The following is a 24360-nucleotide window of genomic DNA, read 5'->3' as shown; positions in this document are numbered from 1 at the left end:
CCCACAAGGTGGTAACTCAAGGAAAGGGCCGCCGCTGTCATCACAGCAAAAGCCGTATTCCCCCGCATTCCTGCACGATCCGCCTGCCCATCCGGGCGGATTTTTGGGATAATCCGCCCCCTATACACCACAGAGGTCATGATGATGGGATTCGATACCGGTGCACTCCTCCCCTTGGACAAGGCCCTGCAAGGGATGCTGGAACAACTCACCTGCTGCTGCGAGACGGAGCAGTTGCCGCTGCCCCAGGCGCTGGATCGGATACTGGCCGAGGAGATCAGTTCCCCCCTGTCGGTGCCCCCCTTCGACAACGCCGCCATGGACGGTTACGCCGTGCGTCTGGCCGATCTCGCCGCCGGCGCCCCGCTCCCCGTGGCGGGCAAGGCCTTCGCAGGCCAGCCCTATGAGGGCGAATGGCCGGCCGGTCACTGCATCCGCATCATGACCGGCGCCCCTGTGCCGGCGGGCACGGAGGCGGTCGTCATGCAGGAAGAAACGCAGGAGGGCGGCAACGGGATCACTTTTCTGACGACGCCCTTCCTTGGCCAGAACATCCGCCGCCGCGGCGAGGACATGGCGCAAGGATCCCGGGTGCTGGCGAGCGGCCTGCGCCTCAGCCCCCGGGAGTTGCCGCTGCTGGCCTCCTTGGGCATCGCCACCGTGACGGTACGCCGCCCGCTCAAGGTCGCCATCTTCAGCACAGGTGACGAGCTCAAACCCCTGGGCACCCCGCTCGCCCATGGCGACATCTATGACTCCAACCGTTACGGGGTCAAGGCCATGCTGACCCGCATGGGCATAGCGTGCCTGGATCTGGGCATCATCCCCGACGATCCTGCCGCCCTGCGCGCCGCCTTTATTCAGGCCGACCGCGAGGCTGATGCTCTCATCACCACGGGGGGCGTCTCGGTCGGCGAGGCGGACTTCACCAAGCAGTTGCTGGAGGAGCTTGGCGAAATCGGCTTCTGGAAGCTCGCCATCAAGCCGGGCAAGCCCTTTGCCTTCGGTCGCCTGCCAAACGTCTGGTTCTTCGGCCTGCCGGGCAACCCCGTCTCCGCCATGGTTACCTTCGATCAGTTGGTGCAGCCGGCGCTGGCCAGGCTGGCCGGCCACCACTTCGCGCGCCCACTGCCGCTGCAGGCCATCGCGACCGAGCCCCTCAAGAAGGCGCCGGGGCGACTGGACTTCCAACGCGGCATGCTGAGCCAGGGCCCGAACGGCCTCGAGGTACGCAGCACCGGCTCCCAGGACTCCGGGGTGTTCAGCTCCTTGTCCCGGGCCAACTGCTACATAGTGCTTGAGCAGGAACGCGGCAAGGTGGCCGCCGGTGAGACGGTGACCGTCGAGCCCTTCTCGGGACTGCTGCTGTGAGCGAGATCCTGAGCGACGCCGAGCTGCTGCGCTACAACCGTCAGATCATTCTTAAATCTTTCGATTTCGAGGGGCAGGAGGCGCTCAAGCAGGCCCGGGTGCTGGTGATCGGCGCCGGGGGACTGGGCTGCGCCGCCAGCCAGTACCTGGCGGTGGCCGGGGTCGGCCGGCTCACCCTGGTGGATTTTGACCGGGTGGAGCTCTCCAACCTTCAGCGCCAGGTGCTGCACAGCGACGAGCGCATCGGCATGTACAAGGTGGACTCCGCCGCCCAGTCCCTGCGCGCCCTCAATCCCTGGCTAGAGGTGGAAACCCACGCCCTCCTCGCCGACGAGGCGCTGCTCGATGCCCTGCTGCCCGGCCACCAGCTGGTGCTCGACTGCACCGACAACGTCACCATCCGCAACCTGCTCAACCAGCGTGCCCGCCAGCACAGGGTGCCCCTGGTCAGCGGCGCCGCCATCCGGCTGGAGGGGCAGCTGTGCAGCTTCACCTGGCAGGAGGACGAGCCCTGCTACGCCTGCCTCAGCGCCCTGTTTGGCGAGCAGGCGCTGACCTGCGTCGAGGCCGGAGTGCTGGCCCCCGTGGTGGGCCTGGTGGGCAGCCTGCAGGCCCTCGAAGCCATCAAGCTGCTGGCCGGCATGGGCAAGAGCCATCACGGCCGCCTGCTGATGATCGACGGCCTCAGTAGCCGCTTTCGCGAGCTGAAGCTCCCCAAGCGCCCGGACTGCCCGGTCTGCTCCCAGCCCTGAGCGGCAAAAAACCATCAACAAAAATGCCGAACCCAGGGGGTCGGCATTTTTATGTCCGCACAGACTCAGTGAGTCGCCAGGATCCGTTGCAGCAGATGGTTGAACCCGGCGGGATCTTCTGCGGGCCAGGCGTGATGGCCCTCTGGGGTGTGGATGCTGGCATTGGGCAGGGAGGCGAACTGCTCCACCCGTTTGGCGAGGGGCAGGTAGTCGTGACTGGTGGAGATGATGGCCACCGGCTGCCAGAGGCTGCCGAGCCGGGCGCGCACCGACCAACCGGGCAGCGCTTCCAGCAGCGCCTTGTAGGTCTTTTTCTTGTTGCTGCGCACGAAGCGCAGCCGGAAGGTGTGGCGCACCTGGGCGAGCTCGGGGCCGGGGAAGAGTTCGCGCCCCAGCCACCAGGCGAGCGGTCGCATGCCAAACCAGCGCAGCCACTTGAGGCGCATGGCATGGCGCTCCTGCTCCCTCGGCGTCTCCAGCAGAAATTCGCTGAAGCCGTTGACCAGCACCAGCCCCCGCACCTTGTGAGGCAGTCGCAGCGCCAGCTCGAGCGCCACCATGGCCCCGAGCGACAGCCCCACCACCCAGGCGGGTTCCGGCTGCTCTTCTAGCCAGCGGGCCACGTCCGCCGCCAGGGTGGGCACATCGAAGGGCCCCTCCTGCATGCTCTGGCCGTGGCCGCGCAGATCCAGCGCCACCACCCGGTAGTGCTGGGAGAAGTGCTCGATCTGGGCCTGCCAGTCGAGGCTGGAGGAGCCAAGGCCGTGCAGCAAGAGCAGCAAGGGGCCCTCCCCCGCGCTGCGCAAGGCCAATCCATGGGATTTCATTACCTGGTTGCGACGCACCCGTGCTCTCCCTCTCGACCCGATAGCGGCCACCGACGACCTTGCTGCCCATGCTGTGGCGACACGCCCCTCAGCCCTCTCCCACCAGGCTCACCGCCTTGATGTAGGCGTAGAGGCGCTGCCCCGGCACCAGCGCCAGCCGCTGCGCGGAGCGGCTGGTGATCCGGGCCAGCAGTATCTGCTGCCCCAGCGCCAACTGCAACAGGGTTTGCCCCGGCCTCACCTCCCGCGCCTCCAGCAGTCGGGTCTCGAGGCAGTTGGAGAGGCTGGAGTGCACTATGGGGGCGGTGGCGATCACCAGATCCCGCCCCGCCACCTTGATCTGCAGCTCCCCTGTCTCGTCGGGGGCATGCTCCATGGTGACCATCAGGGTCTGATCCCCGAGTTGCAGGGTCGCCATCTGCTCAGCGTCGTCATAGTGAGCCAGAGTCGCCGTCAGCATGACACCGGCATCGTCGCGACTGGCCAAGGAGAGGTCGGTGCGGGCGAAGATCTCGCTCGGCCGCCCCTGCGCCTCCACCCGGCCCCCCTCCTGCAACACCAGCTGATCGCACAGCAGGCTCACCTCCTCCATGGCGTGGCTCACGAAGATCATGGGGATGCCGCTTTCACGCTGCAACCCCTTGAGCACGTGGGCCTGATGGATGCGGCTGCGGCTGTCCAGCGCCGAGAAGGGTTCATCCAGCAGCAGCAGATCCGGCTCTGCCAGCAGGGCCCGCCCCAGGGCCACCCGCTGACGCTGGCCACCGGAAAGCCCGTGGGCGGGCTGCCCCAGCAGATCGGCAAAGCCGAGCCGCATCGCCAGCGCCTCGTGCTGCCAGCGCCCTCGCCCCTTGCCCGCCGCCAGCTGCAAATTGCCCAATACCGTCATGTGGGGAAAGAGGCGGGAATCCTGGAACACCAGCCCGATGCGGCGCGCCTCCGGCAGCAGGGCCGCCAGATCCCGCCCCTGCCAGTGCAGGACGTCCGAGGGGGCACGATCCAGCCCGGCGATGATGCGCAGCAGGGTACTCTTGCCACAGCCGGAAGGGCCAAAGAGGCCGAGAATGCCACCAAGGGGGAGTGTCAGATCGCAGTCGAGTTCGAAGCCGCCAAACCGGCGCCAGGCCTTGAGGTGCAGGCTCATCCGAATAACCTCCGCTGCCGGCGCTGCAAGACGCCATAGACCAGCACCAGCATCACCAGGGAGAAGCCCATCAGGCCACCCGCCAGGTAGTGGGCGTGCTGATAATCCATGGCTTCCACGTGATCAAACAGGGCGATGGAGAGCACCTGGGTCTCTCCCGGGATGTTGCCCCCTATTATCAGCACCACGCCAAACTCCCCCAGGGTGTGGGCAAACCCGAGCGCCGCCGCCATCACGAAGCTCGGCAGCGTCATCGGCAAGATGATCTGAAAGAAGCGCTCGAGGGGCCCGAGCCCCAGGGTGGCGGCGGCTTCGATCTCCTTGTTGCCCATGTTGACGAAGGCGGAGGTGAGCGGCTGCACCACGAAGGGGAGCGAATAGAGGATGGAGGCAAACAGCAGACCGAGGAAGCTGAAGGCAAGCGGTGTCCCGAAGGTCTCACGCCACCAGGCGCCGAGGCCATATTCCGGCGAGAAGGCGAGCAGCAGATAGAAGCCGAGCACGGTCGGCGGCAGCACCAGGGGCAACGCCACCAGGGCCTCCACCAGCGGCCGCAACCTATGCTGGCTGCGGGACAACCACCAGGCGAGCGGCGGCGACAGTAGCAGCAGGATGGCGGTGGTGCTGGCCGCCAGCTTCAGGGTAAGCCAGACCGCCTGCAGATCCCCTTCACTCATGGGGCATATCCCTCCCTGGTGCGAGCAGCAACATGTTATGCATCCTCATTGCAAGGCGTGGCAGGCCCTGAGGCCGGCCAGTGGTCATGGGAGATTGGCATTCATGCCATCACTGCGGCAGGGCATAGCCCGCAGCCTTGATCTGTTCCTGGCCCGGGCCCTTGAGCCAGGCGACCAGCGCCTCTACCGCGGCGCCTTTCTTCAGGATCAGTCCCTGCTGCTCGATGGGGGGGTAGAAGCTGGCCGGCACCGCCCAGGCTTCGCCGGTCTTGCCCGCTTCCACCAGGTTCGCCCAGGCGACGAAGCCCAGCTCGGCGTTGCCGGTGTCCACGAACTGCCAGGTCTGGCTGATGTTGGTACCGGTCAGCACTCTGTATTGCTTGGGATCTATTTTGAGACGGGCCAGGGTTGCCATGGCGGCGGTGCCATAGGGGGCTGTTTTCGGGTTGGCGATGGCGAGGTTGCCTTTCCAGCTGCGCAAGGTCGTCTCGTCGGGAGCCGGCCCCCCCTTCTTCCATAGACCGAGCTGGCCGATGGCGTAGGTGAAGCGATCGCTCCCCTTGCCTTCCGCCTCCAGTTTTTGAGGGGTGGCCACGTCGGCGGAGAGGAAGATATCGAAGGGGGCACCGTGGGTGATCTGGGTGTAGAGCACCCCGGTGGCCGCCGAGCTGATGACGACGCGGTGACCTGTCTTGGCGGTGAACGCCTTGCCAATGCGCTCCATGGTCCCCTTGAAGTTGGCGGCCACGGCCACCTTGACCTCATCGGCCTGCGCGGCCCCGCTGTACAAAGCGCCGGCGACGAGGCCAAGCAACACCACGGACAACTGTTTCTTCATTCCCTGTCTCCTTGAGGCTCGGCGTAGTCCGAGCAGGGGGTGGCAGGCGCCCGTGGGCACTTACCAATCATCGAACCGGGCTGGCTAGGGGTCTTGCCGCCAGCGAGCGGCGGCAGCATCATCGCTCTGCTTGGCCTCGACCCAGCGTTGAATCCCTTCGGCGGTCAGCTCTTTTTTCCAGAACGGCGCCCGGGTCTTCAAAAAATCCATGATGAAGTGGCAGGCCTCGAAGGCAGCCTCGCGATGGGCACTGCTCACCGCCACCAGCACGATCTGATCGCCGAGCAACAGATCGCCGATGCGGTGGATCAGGGTGCACTCCTGCAGCGGCCAGCGGGCCCGTGCCTGGTTGACGATATCGACAAGGGCCTTCTCGGTCATGCCGGGGTAGTGCTCGAGGGAGAGTCCTTTCACCGCATCCCCCTGATTGAAGTCACGCACCTTGCCGACGAAGGTGACGATGGCGCCGCTGTCATGACGGGTGGCGAGGCGCTCATACTCCTCACCAAGCGAGAAGTCGGCCCGCTGCACCAGGATGCGATCGGTGGGGGTCGTTGTTGCTTGGGACATGATTCAGCCTCCGGTCGTTACTGGAAGGAGAGGGAAGAAGGCGGCCTCATGCCAGTCCCACAGCGCCGTTGTGCGATCCACGGTCGTTATCTCGCTCATTCTCAGCCTCCGGTCGTTACTGGAAGGAGAGGGAAGAAGGCGGCTTCGTGCCAGTCCCACAGCGCCGTTGTGCGATCCACGGTCATTATCTCGCTCATCCTCAGCCTCCGGTCACCGGGGGGAAGAAGGCGACTTCATCGCCATCATTGAGCGCCGTCTCGAGCGGCACCAGGGTCTGGTTGACCGCCACCAGCAGCTTGCCGGACTCGAGCGCCAGCGCCCACTTGTCGCCGCGCTCGCACAAGGCCGCGCGCAGCTGTTCAGCTGTGGGATAGTCGCTGGGCAGGCTCAGTTCGTCACAGCCCACCAGCTCCCTCACTTGCGCAAAAAATAGTACCTTGATCATGCCTTCTCTCCTGCCTGGGAGCCCAGCTGGAAGTGGCCGGACTTGCCGCCCTTCTTCTCCACCAGCCTGACTTGCTCGATCACCATGTCCTTTTGCACCGCCTTGCACATGTCGTAGATGGTCAGCGCCGCCACGGACGCCGCGGTGAGCGCCTCCATCTCGACCCCTGTCTTGCCGGACAGCTTGCAGAGGGTGCGGATATGGACCCTATTGTGCTCGGGCTGGGCGTCAATCTCTACCTCCACCCGGGTCAGTGCCAGGGGGTGGCAGAGGGGAATGAGATCGGCGGTCTTCTTGGCCGCCATGATGCCGGCGATGCGGGCGGTGGCGAACACGTCCCCCTTGTGATGCTGACCACCGAGGATCAGGGCCAGGGTCGCGGGGGCCATGGTCACGAAGGCTTCGGCGCGAGCCTCCCGCTCGGTGACCTGTTTGTCGGTCACGTCCACCATGTGCGCTTCGCCGCTCTGATTGAGATGGGTCAGGTTCATCTATGCCCCTTGGTCACAAATAGTTCCACAAGAACCCGGCAGCCGGTACGCTGTCGCCCGGGTTCATCCATGCCCTGTCACTCACGCCGGTATGGCGCTGGTGCTCAGATGGGCCACGAAGTTGCACGGCCTGGTACGGGCGTCCAGCTGATCCCGAATGAGCTGCTCCCAGCCGAGCTGGCAGGCGCCGGTGGAGCCCGGCAGGCAGCAGATGAGGGTACGGTTGGCCAGGCCTGCCAGCGCGCGGCTCTGCATGGCCGACCCTTTTATCTCGGCAAAGGAGAGCTGGCGGAACATCTCGCCAAAGCCCTGCACGGTGCGCTCGAACAGCACCCCCACCGCCTCCGGCACCCGGTTCTGTTCATTGAAGCCGGTACCACCGTTGATCAGCACCACCTGCACCCCGTCATCGACGATCCAGTCGCTCACCTGAGCCCGGATCCGGAACAGGTTGTCCGGGCAGAGCGCTCTGTCCGTGAGCTGGTGACCGGCTTCGGTCAGGGCAGAGACCAGATAATCCCCCGAGCTGTCGTCGGCGGCGGTACGGCTGTCGGAGACCGTCAGTACGGCGATCTTGAGAGGGATGAATTCGTTGTGTTTGGGTGCCATGTTTTTGGCTGCCATGGGACAAGTCCTGTCAATCATTGACCACGAGAGGAAGAAGAGGGATACGCGTCGCCCGGCCATGTCGGTCGGTGAATGCACGCCGACACGGGCGCCGCGTTGCCGGGGAGGGATTCTATCAAAAGATGTCTGGCTGAGGGGTTAAAAGGTCTATAAAAATCAAAGGCCATCGGCGCGGTGCAAGCCACGCCGATGGCCTGGTGTCCTTAGAACCCTTCCACGCCCTTCATGTCAGGCAACTGGTGAGCGATACCCTTGTGACAGTCGATACAGGTGCTCTCGCCACTGGCCAGACTGGTGGAGTGCATCTGGGCGCCCCGCTTGCCTTGCAGGGAGAAGTCCATGTACTCGAAGTTGTGGCAGTTTCGGCACTCGCGGGAATCCGTATCCTTCATCCGCTGCCACTCCCGCTCCGCCATCTCGCGGCGGTGGGATTCAAACTTCTCGCGGGTATCCACCTTGCCGGTGATCATGCCCCACAGTTCCTTGGATGCCTGCACCTTGCGAATGATCTTGTAGGTCCATTCGTGGGGCACGTGGCAATCCGGGCAGCTGGCGCGCACCCCGGAACGGTTCGCATAGTGGATGGTGTCGCGGTATTCCACGAAGACGTTGTCCTTCATCTCGTGGCAACCGGTACAGAATTTCTCGGTGTTCGAGGCTTCCATGGCGGTGTTGAAACCGCCCCAGAAGATGACGCCGCCGAAGAAGCCCATCAGCAGCAGCACCCAGAGGGCCGCCTTCGAGGGGGACTTGAAGGTGGTCCACAGACGCTGGATAAAGCCGGGTAATTTCATCTATGGGCTCCTCAGTTCAGCGCTTCAACTGGTTTAAACGTATTTTCCACCAGTGGCTTCGCATCCGCCTGCGGCACATGGCACTGCAGGCAGAAGTAGCGGCGGGGGGACACTTCGCCAAGGGTCATGCCGTCACGGGTTTCGAAATGAGTGGGGCTTATCTTGGGTGCCTTCATCTTGCTGGCGTTCTTGAAGCTGTGGCAGGCCAGGCACTTGTTGACCTTGTTGTCCACCTCGTAGTTGCGGGTATCGTGGGGGATCAGCGGCGGTTGATGCATGTACTGACGATCGTAGAGATCGCCATCCTTGCGATAGTTCTTCATGGGAGCCGCATCTGCATCCGTGACCAGATCCGTACTCCCCCGCTCCGATTTTATCCCCCCCGTGCTGTTGGTGATCTCGGGGGTGGCTGCCATCAAGGAGCCCGCCATCAGGCAGGCCAGCATTGCTCCAATCAGCTTTTTCATTATTTGTTCTCCGACGTTTTCTCTGCCTTGACGGCAAAACCTGTAGTGATTTCGAAAACTTGCTCCGCGCAGACATCGATGCAACGGCCGCAGTTGGTACACTCCTGAGCCACAATCAAGGGCCCGTGACCGCGCCTGGCCCCGTGAACCGGGCCGCGCAGGATGGGACGCTCCGGGCAGACCGCATAACAATCCATGCAGTTGCTGCACCGCTCACGCCCCTTGGCAGAAATCTTGATAAATCCGACCCGGTTGACTAGGGCATAGAAGGCCCCCACCGGGCAGAGATGGCCACACCAGCCCCGCTCCACCACGAACAGATCGAATAGGAACAGGGCCACCAGCAGACCCCAGCCCGCCCCCATGCCAAACAGCAGGCCGCGCATGGCCAAGGACACCGGATTGACCAGCTCCCACACCAGCACGTCCGTAATGGCGGGCGCCACCAGCACCATGGCCAGCAGCCAGTAGCGGGTGTTGCGGTTGAACTGGCCGTTGCCCTTGAGCCCAAGTCGGGCCCTGAGCCAGGCGGCTGCATCCGTGACCAGGTTGACCGGGCAGACCCAGGAGCAGAACACCCGCCCCCCGACCAGCCAGTACCCCAGCAGCACCAGGCCTGCCCCGAGCCACAGTGTGGTGATGGGCCAATGACCCGCCGCCACCGACTGCAGCAGGGTGAGCGGATCCGTGAGGGGCACCGTCTCCAGCAGCAGGGAGCTGGAGAGGTTGCCCTTGAGGATCCAGACCCCCGCGAGCGGCCCCAGCAGGAAGAGCCCCAGCACGCCGAACTGGCAGAGGCGGCGCAGCAGCAGGAAGCGATGGGCACGCCACCAGCCCAACCTGGCGCTGGCCTCGGCCCCCGGATAACGACTCATAGCCCCTCCGGTTTGCGGGTCGGCAGGGTGAGTCGCTCACCAATGAGGGACTTGCCCGCCTTGGCCTTCTCTTCCCAGCCAAGCCGGTAGTGATGACCCAGTTCCCCCTTGGCGAGCTGACGGGGCACCACCTTGATGGCTGCCGTCTCCAGCACGCAGGCGTGCTCGCACTTGCCGCAGCCGGTACAGATGTCGCTGTGTACCGTGGGCAGGAACATGGCGTGCTTGCCGGTGCGCGGATTGCGTTGCAGTTCGAGGGTGATCGCCTTGTCTATCAGCGGGCAGACCCGATAGCAGACATCGCAGCGCAGGCCCAGGTAGTTGAGGCAGGTCTCGTGATCGATGAGCACCGCCACCCCCATCCGCGCCTGATCGATGTCGGTCATCCCCTGATCCAGCGCCCCGCTCGGACAGGCCACCACACAGGGGATGTCGTCACACATCTCGCAAGGAACGCTGCGTGCCTCGAAATAGGGGGTGCCCGTGGTCACGGGATCCAGCAGCCGGGCGAGCTTGAGGGTGTCGTAGGGGCAGGCTTCGACGCAGAGCCCGCAGCGCACGCAGGCACCAAGGAAGTCGGCCTCCCCCAGAGCCGCCGGCGGCCGCAGAGCCTGGGCGGGCACCGCCTGCACCTGCTGGCGTGCCACCGAGCCCAGACCCACACCCAGGAGGCCCACGGAGCAGGCCCCCTTGGCAAGGTCGGCCAGGAACTGACGACGGCTGCGACTCATCCCCCGGCCCGCCTTACGCCTTCATGACCTTGACGGCGCACTTCTTGTAATCCGTCTCTTTGGAGAGCGGATCTGTGGCGTCCAGGGTCAGCTTGTTGACCAGCTGGCTCGCATCGAAGAAGGGCATGAACACCAGGCCTTTGGGCGGGCGGTTGCGACCGCGGGTCTCGACCCGGGTCTTCACCTCGCCACGGCGGGAGGAGACGATCACCTCTTCGCCACGGCGCACACCGCGGGCCTTGGCATCTTCCGGGTGCATGAAGAGCACCGCATCCGGGAAGGCGCGATAGAGCTCGGGGACCCGACGGGTCATGGTGCCGGTGTGCCAGTGCTCCAGCACGCGGCCGGTGGAGAGCCACATGTCGTACTCTTTATCCGGTGCCTCGGCGGCCGGCTCATAGGGCAGCGCGAAGATCACCGCCTTGCCATCGGGCTTGCCGTAGAATTTCACCCCCTCCCCCGCCTTCACATAAGGGTCGAACCCTTCGCGGTAGCGCCACAGGGTCTCCTTGCCGTCCACCACGGGCCAGCGCAGGCCACGGGCCTCGTGATACTGATCAAAGGGCGCCAGATCGTGGCCGTGACCGCGACCGAAGGAGGCGTACTCTTCGAACAACCCCTTCTGCACGTAGAAGCCGAAGTGTTCCGCCTCGTCGTTCAGCGCCCCCTTGCTCTGCTCTTTCGGGAACTGATTGACCTGCCCGTTGGCGTAGAGCACCTCGAACAGGGTCTTGCCCTTCACTTCCGGCATCTTGGCAATCAGCTCAGCCGGCCACACCTCTTCCACGGTGAAGCGCTTGGAAAACTCCATCAGCTGCCACAGATCGGACTTGGCCCCTTCTGGCGCCTTCACTTGCTGGTGCCAGAACTGGGTGCGGCGCTCGGCGTTGCCATAGGCACCCTCTTTTTCCACCCACATGGCGGTGGGCAGGATGAGGTCAGCCGCTTGCGCGGTCACTGTCGGGTAAGGGTCGGAGACCACGATGAAGTTGGCAGGGTTGCGATAACCGGGCAATCCCTCCTCGTTCATGTTGGGGCCGGCCTGCATGTTGTTGTTGCACATCACCCAGTAGGCGTTGAGCTTGCCGTCTTTGAGCATGCGGTTTTGCAGCACGGCGTGATAACCCACCTGCTCGGGAATGGTGCCTTCCGGCAGCTTCCAGATCTTCTCGGCGATGGCGCGGTGCTTGGGATCGGTGACCACCATGTCGGCGGGCAGACGGTGGGCGAAGGTGCCCACTTCCCGCGCCGTGCCGCAGGCGGAAGGCTGGCCGGTCAGGGAGAAGGGACCCGAGCCCGGAGTGGAGATCTTGCCGGTCAGCAGATGGATGTTGTAGCAGAGGTTGTTCGCCCAGACGCCACGGGTGTGCTGGTTGAAGCCCATGGTCCAGTAGGAGACCACCTTCTTGTCCGGATCGGCATAGATCTGGGCCAGCTTCTCCAGCTTGTCTTTCGAGACGCCGGAGAGCTTGGCCACCGACTCGACGTCATAATCCGCCACGAACTTCGCGAAGTCGTCGAAGCTCATGGGGGTCGAGTCGCCGCTGTCGGGGTTCTTGGCCTTCTGCTGCGTCGGGTGAGTCGGGCGCAGGCCATAGCCGATGTCGGTGACGCCCTTGCGGAACTGGGTGTGCTTGTTGACGAAGTCCCAGTTCACCTTGTCGTTCTGGATGATGTAGTTGGCGATGTAGTTGAGGATCGCCAAGTCGGTCTGGGGCGTGAACACCATGCCGTTGTCCGCCAACTCGAAGCTGCGGTGCTCGAAGGTGGACAGCACGTGCACCTGCACATCCGGGTTGGAGAGGCGGCGATCGGACATCCGTGACCAGAGGATGGGGTGCATCTCGGCCATGTTGGAGCCCCACAGCACGAAGGCGTCGGCCTGCTCGATGTCATCATAGCAGCCCATGGGCTCATCCATGCCGAAGGTACGCATGAAACCGACCACGGCGGAGGCCATGCAGTGACGGGCGTTGGTATCCAGGTTGTTGGTGCGCAGGCCCGCTTTCATCAGCTTGGCGGCGGCATAACCTTCCCATACGGTCCACTGGCCGGAGCCGAACATGCCGACGGCGGTCGGTCCCTTCTCCTTGAGGGTGGCCTTGAACTTCTCGGCCATGATGTCGAACGCCTGATCCCAGCTGATGGGGGCGAAGTCACCATTCTTGTCGAACTTGCCATTGGTCATGCGCAGCATGGGCTGGGTCAGGCGATCCTCGCCGTACATGATCTTGGACAGGAAGTAGCCCTTGATGCAGTTGAGGCCACGGTTGACCGGCGCATCGGGATCGCCCTGGGTCGCCACGACACGTCCGGCCTGAGAGCCCACCAGCACGGAGCAGCCGGTGCCGCAGAAGCGGCAGGGCGCCTTGTCCCAGGTGATGGCAGTCTTGTCGGTGCTGGTAATAAGGTTCGCCGCCAGGGTGGGGGCACTGACTCCGGCCACGGCAGCGGCTGCCGCCACCGCATTGGCCTTCATAAAGTCGCGTCGACTCAGCTTCATGACATATCCTCGCATTGCTTAATCACATCAATGACAGCCATTGTCACGAGCCGCGCTGGCTCAGCGTCATGGCGCTTTATTGCTTTCATCGGGCATCGCAAACCGCGCGGCCCCAGCCTCGTGGCGCTATTCCCTGCCCTCGGCTTCGACTTCATCAAACTGGTGGTAGATCAGGGCGGCGGAGAGCACGCCCGGCATGGCATTGATCGCATCGATGGCCGCCATGATGGGGCGCTGGCTGGGCCCTTCCAGGGTCACCACCAGCTTGCCTTCGTCGCTGACGGCATGGATCTCTGCCCCATCCAGGGCCGCAATCTGCTCTGCGAGCCGGTGGCGCAAGGGGGGCTGGGTCAGTACCACCAGGCTGGATACGTGGAACTCTTCTCGGGTCATATGGTTGTTTTCCAACTTGCTCATCCCTTGCTTCATCTGGCCGAACCCTCATGGGGGGCGCCCACCCTGATACTGCCAACCGGACAATCCGCCACGCAGGCACCACAGCCATTGCACGACTCGGTATGGATGCTGGGGGTGGGTACTCGCCCCAGCTGAGGAGAAAAACGGATGGCCTGCTGCTCGCAGCTGTCCTGACAGCGCTGGCAGAAGACTTGGGCACTGGCCAGGCAACCGGCTTCGATGTGAGCCACATAGTCCCAGGGCGTCTGGGTCGTCGGCCTGAACACAGGCACCTGGCAGGCGCTGACGCATTCACCACAGAAGGTGCACTCGCCACGCTGGAAATCCACCGTCGGGAAGCCGCCGTCCCCCTTGATCAGGATCTGCTCCGGGCAGGCCGTCAGGCAGTCGCCACACCGGGTGCAATCGGCCACGAAGTCGGCCCAGGAGACAGACCAGGGCAGCTGCACCTCGGGTCTGGGCGCGCTCAGTCGTCCTCGAAACAGACTGCGGCGTGACAGATTGACCCCATCAGGCATATCAATTCCTCTTCACAGGACAGAATTCGAGCGCGGAACCAGTGACTGGCATTTTCAATATCAATTATAAGCGTGGGTGTATATTGCGACTCTCACAAGTCCAGTGATATACCACCAGGGAGATAAACAGGGGGGATTATTGCGTTGGATCAAACCCTTGGCGCAACAAGGCAGGAAAGGGGCAAGGTAAATTACCCCTATATGAGGATTGCTTATTAATCGATGGCTATTTTGAGCTAACGGTGAGCACTCAGCCACCGATGGAGGCGAGATGGGGGGTCATGCCGGCATTGCCCTCGTGCAGACGATGGGTGGCGGCCTTGCCGGTAAGCGCCTGGCGGATCCGCAGTTGCAGGGCTTCCTGCTGACTGTCGTCGCTGAGCAGATCCCGCAGCTCCACCCCGTTGTCACCGAACAGACAGAGGTGCAACTTGCCCACGGAGGAGACCCGCAGCCGATTGCAACCGGCGCAGAAGTCCTTGCTGTAGGGCATGATAAGCCCGACGCCCCCCTGTGACTCGGGATGCATGAACACCTGGGCCGGGCCGTCGTCCACCGCGCGCAATTGCTGGATCCAGCCATTGCCAAGCAGTTGCTCCTTGATGAGCTCGCCACTGGTGTGGTGGTCGCGAAACAGGTTGTCCATCTCCCCGGTCTGCATCAGCTCGATGAAGCGCAGCTCGATGGGTTTGTGCCTGATCCAGGCCAGAAACTGATCCAGTTGCTGATCGTTGAGCCCCTTGAGCAGCACCGCATTGATCTTCACCGACTTGAAGCCGGCGGCCAGTGCCGCCTCTATTCCCTCCATCACCTCCGCCAGCTTGTTCTCGCCGGTGATCTGGTGAAACTGGCGTGGGTCCAGGCTGTCGACACTGACATTGAGGGCATTCAGTCCGGCATCGAACCACTCCTGGGCGCGCTCCTTCAAGCGATAGCCATTGGTGGTCATGGCCACCTTCTCGATGCCGGGGGTATTGGCCACCGTCTCTATGATGGCGGTAAAGTCACGGCGCAGTGAGGGTTCCCCCCCGGTCAGGCGCACCTTGCGGGTACCCATGGCGGCGAAGCCAGAGACGATGCGTCGGATCTCCTCCAGGGAGAGAAACGACTTGCGCCCCTCCTTGTTCCCATCCGGGGGGCGATAACCGTCCGGCAAACAGTAGGTACAACGGAAATTGCACACGTCGGTAATAGACAGGCGCAAATAGTAAAAACGACGGGAAAAACCATCTTCAAGTGGCAACATAAACACCTTTCCAAATACGGGAGGCCAGGGCATTTCTTTCCTGACCCTTTCAGCTCGAACGACGGCTGACGGCGTTTTCCCCCTATCTCAATGACTTAGGCAAAAACGCTCGGAGTTCATCTAGTTTTTCGATGCTAGCACAAGTTGGAGTACACTCCCATGCTACTTTGTGGGGTCTTTGTCTGATCTGAAGGAAGCCAATCGGCATGGGAAAGTGGTTCAAAGTACACTCGGTCAGCAGCGCCATCGGCCGCTCCATGGTGCTGATCCTGTTCATGGCCAGCCTGATCGCCGTGGTGGCCATGGTCACCCTCTTCTACTCGGTACCCGACGCCAAGGCGATCAACCTGTCGGGATCATTGCGGATGCAGGCCTATCGCATGGCCTACGAAATCGAGAAGGATCAGGCCGTCCTCGGCCGGCTCGACCAGTTCGAGCAGACACTGCACGCCTCCGAGTTGCAGGAGACCCAGCGCTGGATCACCCCCGCCTCCTTGCGCCGTACCTATGGCGAGGTGCTGCTGCAATGGCAGATGATGCGCGAGCACATCGAGAACGCCACCCCCAGCCGCTACACCGACAACACCGAGCAGTTCGTCGCCGCCATCGATGACTTCGTCAATCAGATGCAGTATCACGTGGAGTTCAAGGTGCGCATGCTGGCGCTGGCGGAGGGGCTGGGCTTGCTCTCCATCATCACCATCGCCTGGTTCACGGTGCGTTTCACCCGCCAGCAGGTGGTTGCCCCCCTCAATCAGCTGGTCCATTGCGCACGCCAGATCCAGCGCCAGGAGTTCGACCTGACCCTGCCCCCCCACTGCGAAAACGAGTTGGGGGAACTGTCCGGCGCCTTCGCCACCATGGCGGACGAGCTCGGCAAGCTCTATCGGGAGCTGGAGAGCAAGGTGGAAGAGAAAACCGCCAAGCTGCAGCAGGCGAACGACACCCTCTCCTTCCTCTATTCCACCGCCCAGAAGCTGCATGCGGCGCCGCTGAGCCGCCGTACCCTGCAGAAATTGCTGGAGCGGGCCGCCGCCCATCAGCACATCGACTACATCAGGCTGACCCGCTTCGAGCACAATGCCATGCCGGTCTACATCACCGGGCGCAAGGGCTGGCCCGGAGACCTGGATGCCGTGGTGAGCTTCTATCTGCAGATGGATGATGAGGAGTACGGCCGGCTCGACATGATAAGCGCTCACCCCATCGACGAGCGGCTGATGAAGAACTTCTCCATGCTGCTGGCCCAGGTGCTGCACAAGGATCAGACCTTGCTGCAGCACCAGCGCCTGCTGCTGATGGAGGAGCGTGCCGTCATCGCCCGCGAGCTGCACGACTCGCTGGCCCAGGCGCTCTCCTACCTCAAGATCCAGTCCACCCTGCTCAAGCGCTCCGTCGCCAAGGGGGATAATGGCAAGGCCAAAGCCGCCATGGAGCAGATAGACGAAGGGCTCAGCAATGCCTATACCCAGTTGCGCGAGCTGCTCGGTACCTTCCGCCTCAGCATCGGCGACGCCAATCTCGGCGAAGCCATCGGCGTCATGCTGGAGCAGCTCAAGCCCCAGACACGGGCCGAGATCCGGCTCCAATACGGACTGACTGATACGGATCTCGAGGCGGGGCAGCACATACACATCCTGCAACTGATCCGTGAGGCAGTGCTCAATGCCATCAAACATGCCTGCGCCCAGCGCATTGACGTTAGCTGTGAGACCCTGGCTGATGGTAACATCCAGGTTCAGATTGCAGATGATGGTGTCGGAATAGGGGGCGCAAGCTCGGCGGTGAATCACTACGGTCTCAGCATCATGAACGAGCGTGCCAGCAAGTTGCACGGTCAGTTGACCATCAGTGAACCGTCTTCCGGGGGCACCCGTGTACACCTGATTTTTCCCACCAGCCTAACAAGAGACGCCTGATGGACGAGATGAAATATAGTGTTCTGGTCGTAGATGACCATCCCCTGATGCGCAAAGGCATTGTGCAACTGCTGGAGCTGGAAGATAACATCGAAGTGATAGGTGAGGCTTCTAACGGCACTGACGCCGTAGCCATGGCCAAGGAGTCCGAACCGGACCTTATCCTGCTCGATCTCAACATGAAGGGCTTGTCCGGCCTCGATACCCTCAAAGCCCTGCGCGCCGAAGAGGTCACCTCCCGGGTCGTGATCCTGACCGTTTCCGACGCCCGTCAGGACGTGGTTGCCCTGCTCAAGGCAGGCGCCGATGGTTACCTGCTCAAGGACACCGAGCCCGACATGCTGCTCGGTCAGCTGGCCGATGTCATGACCGGCAAACAGATCCTGAGCGAGCCCCTGCGTCCCTATCTGGAAAACATCTATGAGCTGGACCATCTGCAACAGAAGCTGGAAAGCCTGACCCGCCGCGAGATGCAGATCATGCGCGAGATTGCCAAGGGTCTTTCCAACAAGCAGGTCGCCTCCGTGCTCCACATCTCGGAAGGCACCGTCAAGGTGCACGTCAAGAGCCTGCTGAAGAAGCTCGAAGCCCAGAGCCGGGTGGAAGCCGCCGTCATGTACCTGGAGCAGCGCAACTAGACTCCCATGTTGTCCTCCCACTCATGCCAGCCAAGGCCCCGTCATTTCGGGGCTTTTTGCTGGATACAGCACAGCCCCAGCCTAACAGAATGTCACCGGCTCCACTCTCGCAACTTATTGAGAAAATGCATTATTATGTTTGGGAGACGACGCATGGAGGGCGCACGGCATGACACCGGAACAGATCGAACTGGTACAAAGGGCATGGGGCAGGGTCACCGCATTGAACAACACCTATGTTCAGGAGGTGTATACAGAGCTGTTCCGGCTGTCACCTGACTTGATCAACCTCTTTCCCGATCCTGCGGGAATGCCGGTCACCAAGGTGTCTGAGACCCTGAACACGGTGATCACCAGCCTGGAGCAGCTGGATGCCCTGGGTTTCATCATCCGGGATCTCGGCAGACGGCATCGACAGTTCAACGTGCAGTCACACCAGTTCGGCCTGTTGAAACAGGCATTGACCCTGGTGCTGGCAAGACGGCTGGGAGAGCACTTCACACCGACGCTGTCTGAGGCCTGGTCACAGATGTACGACGAGATCGCCGCCCTGATGCTGGAAGGGCTCAGTCAGCCCGCCGAATCCGTCGCCTAGCCGCCTCAGCCATCACACCCGAGAGATCCTGCCGCTTAAGATGGACGGCAGATACGCATTTTGCAGGGGGATCATTTGCAATATGCGAACTCTACCCCATTCTGCAGATGGGGCATGTACGAGCCCCTACAAAGCCACCTGAATCCCTTCCTGCGTTATCCTGCCTCTTCCATTGAATCAAATCCTAATAGATTGATTACTAATGGATATTTAAATCACTGGCATCATTTTCCTACCATTTCTCCATTTTCCCCGAGCTCTGGCACAGTCACTGCATTGTCATATTCAGATGCAACTTATCGGAGGATGGAACATGAAACTTCAACACTTGGCACTGTTCCCCTTGCCCTCACACATACTGCCGGGCGGGAAACTCCCCTTGCGTCTGTTTGAGCCTCGCCACCTGCAGATGCTCAAGGAGTCCTTCATCGATGATCGGGGCTTTGGCATCGTGATGGAAGAGAGCACCAGCACGGGCACCTGCGGGCGTATCCTGCCAGTCGGCACTCGCGTCAAGGTGACAGATTTCTATACGCTCAACGATGGTCTGCTCGGGGTCACCGTGCTCGGTCTGGAACGTTTCTGCATCCACGAAATGGAAACGGATGAATCCGGATTGCGCTACGCTCAGGTGGAAACCCTGCCCAACTGGCCGAGCGCGCACTCGGACTTCAGCGACAAGCAGCTGGTCAGCAGATTGCAGGAAGTATTTGAACAATATCCAGAACTGGATGAGCTCTACCCGGACAAGCAATTCGACGACGCGGCCTGGCTCTGTCAGCGCTGGCTCGAGATCCTGCCCATGCCGATCTATGAGAAACAGATGTTGATTGCCAAACAGAACAGTGAAGCGGCGCGCCAGTTTCTGCGCCGACTGATCGCACAGTGAGTCAGAGAGTGAGTCAATACGTGATTTGCAAAACGCGAATATCCTGACCGGAAATTCTTACAATGAAAAGATGGAATTCGCAATTTGCAATCACCGGTGGCGATAACAACAGATAACTCCGCTACCAGCCGCAAATAACAGGTCATGAAAAGTTGGCACGACTTTTTCATATAAGACCGTACAACCCGATTTATCCCGTGCTCTCTTCAGTATTTGCTGAAGAATTGGTCAACCACCAGGTTGACCATTTTTTTACCCAAAATATGGCTATGGAAGCCGGCAATGGCGCAGCAAACAACTGCGCAGCCGGGCCAGGCGGATGGGTTTGGCCAGAAAGTCGTTCATCCCCTGGGCCAGACAACGCGCCCTGTCCTCCGTCATGGCATTGGCCGTCAGCGCTACTATGGGAACCTCGCACCCCATGGATCGCAAGCGGCGGGTTGCTTCCAGCCCGTCCATCTGCGGCATTCGCATATCCATCAGGATGAGGTCCGGTAGCCGCTCACCGACCTGTGCCAGCGCCTCCAGGCCATTGCTTGCAAGCCTCACCCGACACACCAGCTTTTGCAGCATGAGCGACACCACCAGCTGATTGACCGGGCTGTCCTCCACCACCAGCACATCCAGATCCAGCATGGAGAGCCCCTGAGTGGCGGGGCTGACTGCCTCGATGCAAGGTGAGGCCATTCCGGGCAACTCGAACCAGAAACAGCTGCCCTGCCCCGGGGTGCTCTGCAGGCGGATGTCCCCCCCCATGAGTTGCACCAGCCGCCGGCAGATGGCCAGCCCAAGCCCGGAGCCGGAGAAACGACGGCTGGCCGAGCTGTCGACCTGATAGAACGGCTCGAACAGCAACGCCTGATCCTCCGGGGATATGCCAATCCCGGTGTCGCTGACCGACACCCTCAGCCGCTCATCCTGCCATTCCAGCGCGAGCCGCACGCTGCCGGCGGCGGTAAATTTCACCGCATTGCCGAGCAGATTGCCAATCACCTGGGACAGGCGGACCGCGTCCCCCTGCAGGTGAGACGGCACTTGCTCATCCAACTGCCAATGCAGCGCTATGCCCTTGGCTCGGGCCTGCGCCTGCAGCGGCTCCACCAGCGCCCGGCACAGCTCGGCGGGTTGAAAAGGCTCGCAGTGCAGGGCCAGGGTATGGGATTCAATCTTCAAGAAGTCGAGTACATCGTCGATGATGGTCTGCAGCAGATGGGCAGAGTGGGTGGCGTGACCGAGCAGGGTCTGTTGGGGGGTCTCGAGCCGACCGTGCTGCAGCAGATCCAGCATCCCCAGCACCGCATTCATGGGGGAGCGGATCTCGTGGGTCATCATGGCCAGGAACTGGGACTTGGCACGGTTGGCACTCTCGGCCTCATCCCGTGCCCGCGCCAGCTCCTGCTCGCGGCGGATCTGGCTGCCAATCTCCCGCGCCGTGCCCCGATAGCCGATGAAGGTGCCGCTGGCGTCATGACAGGGCTCGGCATTTATCTCCATCCAGCAGGGTCCGCTGGCCAGCGTCACCTGGGCGCGCATTGCCCGCACCGGCAGATGGTGAGCGATCTGGTGCTGATACTTGCACCAGGCGGGATCCTGCTTGTCGTGGGCAAAGTCATAAAGGCTGCGCCCCGCCTGGCGGACAAGCGCCTCCCCCTGATAGCCGGGGGCAGAGACATAGCTCAGCCTGTGCTCGGGATCCGTCTCCCAGAACCAGTCAGACGCCATGGCGGCAAAGCTGCGAAAGCGCTGCTCGCTTGCTTGAAGCGCCAGGGTCTTGAGGTCGACCTGCTCCTGCAGGCGCGCCCGATAGGCAATGTTGACCAGCGCCTGGGAGATTAGCGGGCGACAACGCTGCATCGCCGCCTTGCTCTGAAGATCGAAGGTGCCCGCGGTACTGTGCCGGCAGATGAGCACCCCGGAAAAGCCCGGCGCCTGCAGCCCCGTCATCATGACGCTGGCCCAGCCCGCCGCCCCCGCCAGAGCAGCCAGCTCGGGCAACTGGGCCGGATCATAGATGACCAGGGTTTCCCCGGCGATGGCGCGGGAGAAGAGCGGCGTCAGCGGCCAGATGCGGCCGACCTCCCCGAGTTGGGTGCTCAGATGCGTGGTGCCGCGCGAGCTTTCCCAGGCGACCACGTCAGCCTGTTCGAAGCCGATAAAGGGCTTGAGCGCCAGGATGAGGCTGTCCAGTACCTGCTCCAGGCTCTGAGCCTGTGCCAGTGTCGCCACCCCGCACAGCAGGGCCTGCGACTCCTGGCGGTATCTGGCCTCCCGCTCCCGGCAACGCATCAGCTCCACCAGCGTGGTTTGCAGCTTGTCACCCAGGGTTTCGAGTTCGCTATTACCTATCATCTTGTGTCCAGCACCTTGTCAGCTCTCGAGGAAGATTACGCTCGAGACCATGAGGTTGCCATGCGCCAGCTCACCGTGGGGCAATCGCCCCTGCTCGCCGAAGGTAAATGGTGTGATAAAGGGGATCTCCCCCAGCCGTTGACTGAAGTGACCGACCACCTCGCCGAGCGAGTCTCCCAGCGCCAGACGGCAGCCCGCGCAGAACACCACCAGGGCACCGATGGGTTGCAGGTTCCCCGCCATCCCGTATTCGGGTTCGATGCGCACCGCATTCAGGCTGCGCTGAAGCAAGCCTTCCTGGCTGCTGTACATCAGTTGCAGGCGCTCCCCCAGCCGGGTTTCGGTAAACAGACGCAACCCTTCCCGCGCCGTGACAGCATCGGGGTGGGAAAGCTTGTAGTAAGGCATCTCATCGAGCGTCCCGACCTGCCGGGCCAGCGGGGAGAGGGTCGTCTCCCGCAAAATGGGGCCCACCGGCCAGGGGACCTGGCGCTCTGTCCAGCGGGCGTAGACCCGGGCCGCCGGCTCATTGTCTATGGTCAGTACCTCGCGCCCCTCCAGCGCGGTAATGATGCCATGGCGCTCGGTGGGCACATAACTGGAGTGGAACTGGAAGGCCAACTGGCAATCGGGATAGAGCACCGCCACCACGCAGCCCTGCGTCCCTTCCCCCTCATCCCAGCACAGTTGCCACTCGCCGGTGACCCCGTCGTCAGCCGCCGACCCGCCGACGACGGGAACCGTCGCCCCGAACTCGGCATCTATGCCGGCCAGCACAGCCTCTTCCTGCCCCGGGCTGGTGTGCAGCAAGATGAGTTGCGGCAACTCGCCGGGACGCCCACCATCCGCAATGGCGCGGCGCAGCAACTGGCGCACATCCAGCTGATCCCCTGCCTGGCCGGCTACGCCGTAGGCCCCCTTGTCGTCATAGAGGGCCGCCACCGCGAGACTCCAGCCCAGCAGACCATGATGGCCAGTCTGGGTCAGGATACCGCCACAGGAGCTGCACCCGATGAGCCGGACATCGGGAAAGCGGGACTTGAGTACACGGCGCAGTACCGCGGCATCGTGAGCTTGGGTAAAATAAACCAGCAACAGCGACGGGGAATGGGGTGATTGAGCGAGCAGCCGTTCAACTATCTGTTGGGCGGCCAGCGGGGTCGTCTCGGCAAGGGAGTGAGCCGTCAGGAAGTTCAACACCATCTCCTAGTGGTATGCGATGCTCTGACATCAAGCAAAAATCATACCTTTATCAAATAATTACCTGGTCATGCGGACTAGCATGATACTCACTGGCCCACACAGGATGACGGCATGTGGCAGAAAAATATCAATGACTTTGAACGGGTCGTCGCCATCGGCGGTGGACACGGCATGGGTCGGGTGCTCTCTTCTCTCTCGTTTTTAGGCACTCGGCTGACGGGCATTGTCACCACGACCGATAATGGCGGCTCCACCGGACGCCTGCGCAAGAGCCAGGAGTGCATCGCCTGGGGCGATCTGCGCAACTGCCTCAATCAGCTGGTGACCGAACCCAGCATCGGCAGCCGACTGTTCGAATATCGCTTCACGGGGCGCGGCGAGCTGGCGGGTCACAACCTCGGCAACCTGATGCTGCTGGCACTCGACAATCTCTGCGTCCGTCCCCTGGATGCCATCCGGCTCATCAGCGACATGCTGAACATCGAGCCCAGCCTGCTGCCCATGTCCGAACATCCCACCGATCTGTGTGCCCACACCGTCTGTGGCGATCAGATCCTGGGGGAGGTTTCCATCGATCAGCTCACCACACCGCCACGGGCCCTGAGCCTGAACCCGGTCGTGCCGGCCACTCGTGAGGCGATCGATGCCCTGAACCAGGCCGACATGATCATTCTGGGACCCGGCAGCTTCCTCACCTCCATCATGCCGCCCCTGTTGCTAAACGAGGTAGCCGAGGCGATTCGCGGCAGCGGTGCCATCGTCGTCTTCATCAGCAATCTGGTGGCCGAAAACGGGCCAGCTGGCAAGCTGACACTGTCCCACCAGCATCGCTGGCTGGAAGAGCGGATCGGCCAGGGTCGGATCGATGCCATCCTGGCCCCCGAAGGCCATGGGGCCCCCGAGCTGCAGCATTGCCTGGTTCAGGCCAGTCTGGGTGAGGCGGCCCTGCCCCATCGCCACGATCGCCTCAAACTTCGACAGGCGCTGGATGCGGTGATCCTGAGCTGGTACGCAGAGCGTGACAAGGCGGGCTAAGCCGCCAATGCGACCTAGTGATACTGGGCCAAATGGGAGAATACCTGCGGCAGGGAGTGTTCGAGCTGTTCGAGCAGGCGACCGGCCTCCTCCGCATCTTCCCGGCGACAGGCGAGCTCCAGCGCCATGACCTGACGATAGCTGGGCTCAGCACCGTAACTGCCACAAGAGGACTTCATGCTGTGAGCGAGGCGGGCCAGGGCGGTCCAGTCCCGCTGATCAAAGAGCGGCCTGAGCTGGGCAAGTTGCCCGCCCACCTCCTCGACGAACACCGAGATGACGACCGGCATCATGTCGTGACCTATGTCATCTGCCAGTTGCCGCAGCACTTTCTGATCCAGCCACTCCATCTTCTCTTCCCTATGATGGTATTCAAACAGACCACAATATAGCCGACCCGCACACCGGCTGTCATCCACTCTCCGGTGAGACTCGAGCG

The 24360-nt window shown here is 62.5% G+C and carries 26 protein-coding genes and 1 riboswitch; of the genes, 7 read left to right on the top strand and 19 right to left on the bottom strand.

Annotation, left to right across the window (positions count from 1 at the left end):
• The first annotated feature begins 144 nt into the window (after positions 1-144).
• Positions 145-1371: a molybdopterin molybdotransferase MoeA gene (gene moeA, locus BN1127_RS17375; RefSeq protein WP_041207032.1), complete on the top strand. Its 1227-nt coding sequence runs from the start codon at positions 145-147 to the stop codon at positions 1369-1371.
• On the top strand, positions 1368-2123 hold the full coding sequence (gene moeB, locus BN1127_RS17370) for a molybdopterin-synthase adenylyltransferase MoeB (RefSeq protein ID WP_005325501.1): 756 nt from the start codon (positions 1368-1370) through the stop codon (positions 2121-2123). Before moeA ends, moeB begins: the two co-directional genes overlap by 4 nt.
• A 65-nt stretch (positions 2124-2188) precedes the next feature.
• On the opposite strand, the gene BN1127_RS17365 is transcribed toward moeB, so the two are convergent.
• From BN1127_RS17365 to moaA, 16 genes are all read right to left on the bottom strand, one after another.
• Positions 2189-2968, bottom strand: a complete 780-nt coding sequence (locus BN1127_RS17365; RefSeq protein ID WP_041206121.1) for an alpha/beta fold hydrolase — start codon at positions 2966-2968, stop codon at positions 2189-2191.
• A 70-nt stretch (positions 2969-3038) separates the two neighbouring features.
• On the bottom strand, positions 3039-4094 hold the full coding sequence (gene modC, locus BN1127_RS17360) for a molybdenum ABC transporter ATP-binding protein (protein ID WP_005325503.1): 1056 nt from the start codon (positions 4092-4094) through the stop codon (positions 3039-3041).
• Positions 4091-4771: a molybdate ABC transporter permease subunit gene (gene modB, locus BN1127_RS17355; protein ID WP_042650265.1), complete on the bottom strand. Its 681-nt coding sequence runs from the start codon at positions 4769-4771 to the stop codon at positions 4091-4093. The genes modC and modB overlap by 4 nt, the downstream gene beginning before the upstream one ends.
• Before the next feature lie 109 nt (positions 4772-4880).
• Positions 4881-5609 (bottom strand): molybdate ABC transporter substrate-binding protein, encoded by a 729-nt coding sequence (modA, locus tag BN1127_RS17350; RefSeq protein WP_005325505.1) that lies wholly within the window; start codon positions 5607-5609, stop codon positions 4881-4883.
• An 84-nt stretch (positions 5610-5693) separates the two neighbouring features.
• Positions 5694-6179 carry a molybdopterin synthase catalytic subunit MoaE gene (gene moaE, locus BN1127_RS17345; RefSeq protein ID WP_005325506.1) on the bottom strand — a complete coding sequence of 162 codons (486 nt, stop codon included), beginning with the start codon at positions 6177-6179 and terminating at the stop codon, positions 5694-5696.
• Positions 6180-6378: 199 nt separating this feature from the next.
• The gene (gene moaD / locus BN1127_RS17340) at positions 6379-6624 is read right to left on the bottom strand and encodes a molybdopterin synthase sulfur carrier subunit (protein WP_005325507.1); all 246 of its coding nucleotides are present in this window, start codon (positions 6622-6624) and stop codon (positions 6379-6381) included.
• Positions 6621-7115, bottom strand: a complete 495-nt coding sequence (gene moaC, locus BN1127_RS17335) for a cyclic pyranopterin monophosphate synthase MoaC (RefSeq protein ID WP_005325509.1) — start codon at positions 7113-7115, stop codon at positions 6621-6623. The genes moaD and moaC overlap by 4 nt, the downstream gene beginning before the upstream one ends.
• 81 nt (positions 7116-7196) lie before the next feature.
• Positions 7197-7724 (bottom strand): molybdenum cofactor biosynthesis protein B, encoded by a 528-nt coding sequence (moaB, locus tag BN1127_RS17330; protein ID WP_041207033.1) that lies wholly within the window; start codon positions 7722-7724, stop codon positions 7197-7199.
• 221 nt (positions 7725-7945) lie between these two features.
• The gene (locus tag BN1127_RS17325; RefSeq protein ID WP_005325513.1) at positions 7946-8536 is read right to left on the bottom strand and encodes a cytochrome c3 family protein; all 591 of its coding nucleotides are present in this window, start codon (positions 8534-8536) and stop codon (positions 7946-7948) included.
• Between the two features lie 11 nt (positions 8537-8547).
• Complete coding sequence (locus BN1127_RS17320; RefSeq protein WP_041206124.1) at positions 8548-9003, bottom strand: nitrate reductase cytochrome c-type subunit; 456 nt, start codon at positions 9001-9003, stop codon at positions 8548-8550.
• The gene (gene napH / locus BN1127_RS17315; protein ID WP_042650264.1) at positions 9003-9878 is read right to left on the bottom strand and encodes a quinol dehydrogenase ferredoxin subunit NapH; all 876 of its coding nucleotides are present in this window, start codon (positions 9876-9878) and stop codon (positions 9003-9005) included. The genes BN1127_RS17320 and napH overlap by 1 nt, the downstream gene beginning before the upstream one ends.
• A complete protein-coding gene (gene napG, locus BN1127_RS17310; protein WP_005325518.1) occupies positions 9875-10609 on the bottom strand; it encodes a ferredoxin-type protein NapG in 735 nt (244 codons plus the stop codon). The genes napH and napG overlap by 4 nt, the downstream gene beginning before the upstream one ends.
• Before the next feature lie 13 nt (positions 10610-10622).
• Complete coding sequence (gene napA, locus BN1127_RS17305) at positions 10623-13112, bottom strand: nitrate reductase catalytic subunit NapA (RefSeq protein WP_042650263.1); 2490 nt, start codon at positions 13110-13112, stop codon at positions 10623-10625.
• A gap of 126 nt (positions 13113-13238) precedes the next feature.
• Positions 13239-13529 (bottom strand): chaperone NapD, encoded by a 291-nt coding sequence (locus tag BN1127_RS17300; protein ID WP_226989672.1) that lies wholly within the window; start codon positions 13527-13529, stop codon positions 13239-13241.
• 8 nt (positions 13530-13537) lie between these two features.
• Positions 13538-14047: a ferredoxin-type protein NapF gene (gene napF / locus BN1127_RS17295; protein WP_041206129.1), complete on the bottom strand. Its 510-nt coding sequence runs from the start codon at positions 14045-14047 to the stop codon at positions 13538-13540.
• 250 nt (positions 14048-14297) lie between these two features.
• Complete coding sequence (moaA, locus tag BN1127_RS17290) at positions 14298-15293, bottom strand: GTP 3',8-cyclase MoaA (RefSeq protein ID WP_005325528.1); 996 nt, start codon at positions 15291-15293, stop codon at positions 14298-14300.
• A riboswitch (molybdenum cofactor riboswitch) is annotated at positions 15281-15420 on the bottom strand. Its footprint overlaps the gene before it by 13 nt.
• Before the next feature lie 79 nt (positions 15421-15499).
• On the opposite strand from moaA, the gene narQ reads away from it, so the two are divergent.
• From narQ to BN1127_RS17270, 4 genes are all read left to right on the top strand, one after another.
• A complete protein-coding gene (gene narQ / locus BN1127_RS17285) occupies positions 15500-17212 on the top strand; it encodes a nitrate/nitrite two-component system sensor histidine kinase NarQ (protein WP_042650262.1) in 1713 nt (570 codons plus the stop codon).
• Complete coding sequence (gene narL / locus BN1127_RS17280; RefSeq protein ID WP_005325544.1) at positions 17212-17850, top strand: two-component system response regulator NarL; 639 nt, start codon at positions 17212-17214, stop codon at positions 17848-17850. Before narQ ends, narL begins: the two co-directional genes overlap by 1 nt.
• Positions 17851-18019: 169 nt before the next feature.
• The gene (locus tag BN1127_RS17275; protein ID WP_042650261.1) at positions 18020-18445 is read left to right on the top strand and encodes a globin domain-containing protein; all 426 of its coding nucleotides are present in this window, start codon (positions 18020-18022) and stop codon (positions 18443-18445) included.
• A 313-nt stretch (positions 18446-18758) separates the two neighbouring features.
• On the top strand, positions 18759-19334 hold the full coding sequence (locus tag BN1127_RS17270; protein ID WP_042650260.1) for an LON peptidase substrate-binding domain-containing protein: 576 nt from the start codon (positions 18759-18761) through the stop codon (positions 19332-19334).
• A 267-nt stretch (positions 19335-19601) separates the two neighbouring features.
• Here BN1127_RS17270 and BN1127_RS17265 read toward each other — a convergent pair whose 3' ends face one another.
• Together BN1127_RS17265 and BN1127_RS17260 are read right to left on the bottom strand one after the other, a co-directional pair.
• Positions 19602-21683, bottom strand: a complete 2082-nt coding sequence (locus tag BN1127_RS17265; protein ID WP_042650259.1) for an ATP-binding protein — start codon at positions 21681-21683, stop codon at positions 19602-19604.
• Positions 21684-21701: 18 nt separating this feature from the next.
• A complete protein-coding gene (locus tag BN1127_RS17260; protein ID WP_042650258.1) occupies positions 21702-22886 on the bottom strand; it encodes an FIST signal transduction protein in 1185 nt (394 codons plus the stop codon).
• Between the two features lie 111 nt (positions 22887-22997).
• Between BN1127_RS17260 and BN1127_RS17255 the strand changes: the two genes are divergently transcribed.
• Positions 22998-23921: a gluconeogenesis factor YvcK family protein gene (locus BN1127_RS17255; protein ID WP_042650257.1), complete on the top strand. Its 924-nt coding sequence runs from the start codon at positions 22998-23000 to the stop codon at positions 23919-23921.
• A 14-nt stretch (positions 23922-23935) separates the two neighbouring features.
• On the opposite strand, the gene BN1127_RS17250 is transcribed toward BN1127_RS17255, so the two are convergent.
• Positions 23936-24271 (bottom strand): Hpt domain-containing protein, encoded by a 336-nt coding sequence (locus tag BN1127_RS17250; protein ID WP_005325550.1) that lies wholly within the window; start codon positions 24269-24271, stop codon positions 23936-23938.
• Positions 24272-24360 lie beyond the last annotated feature (89 nt).

Origin of the sequence: Aeromonas media, from assembly GCF_000819985.1 — a bacterium.
GTDB lineage: Bacteria > Pseudomonadota > Gammaproteobacteria > Enterobacterales > Aeromonadaceae > Aeromonas > Aeromonas media.
This window is presented reverse-complemented; position numbering and strand designations above follow the sequence as displayed.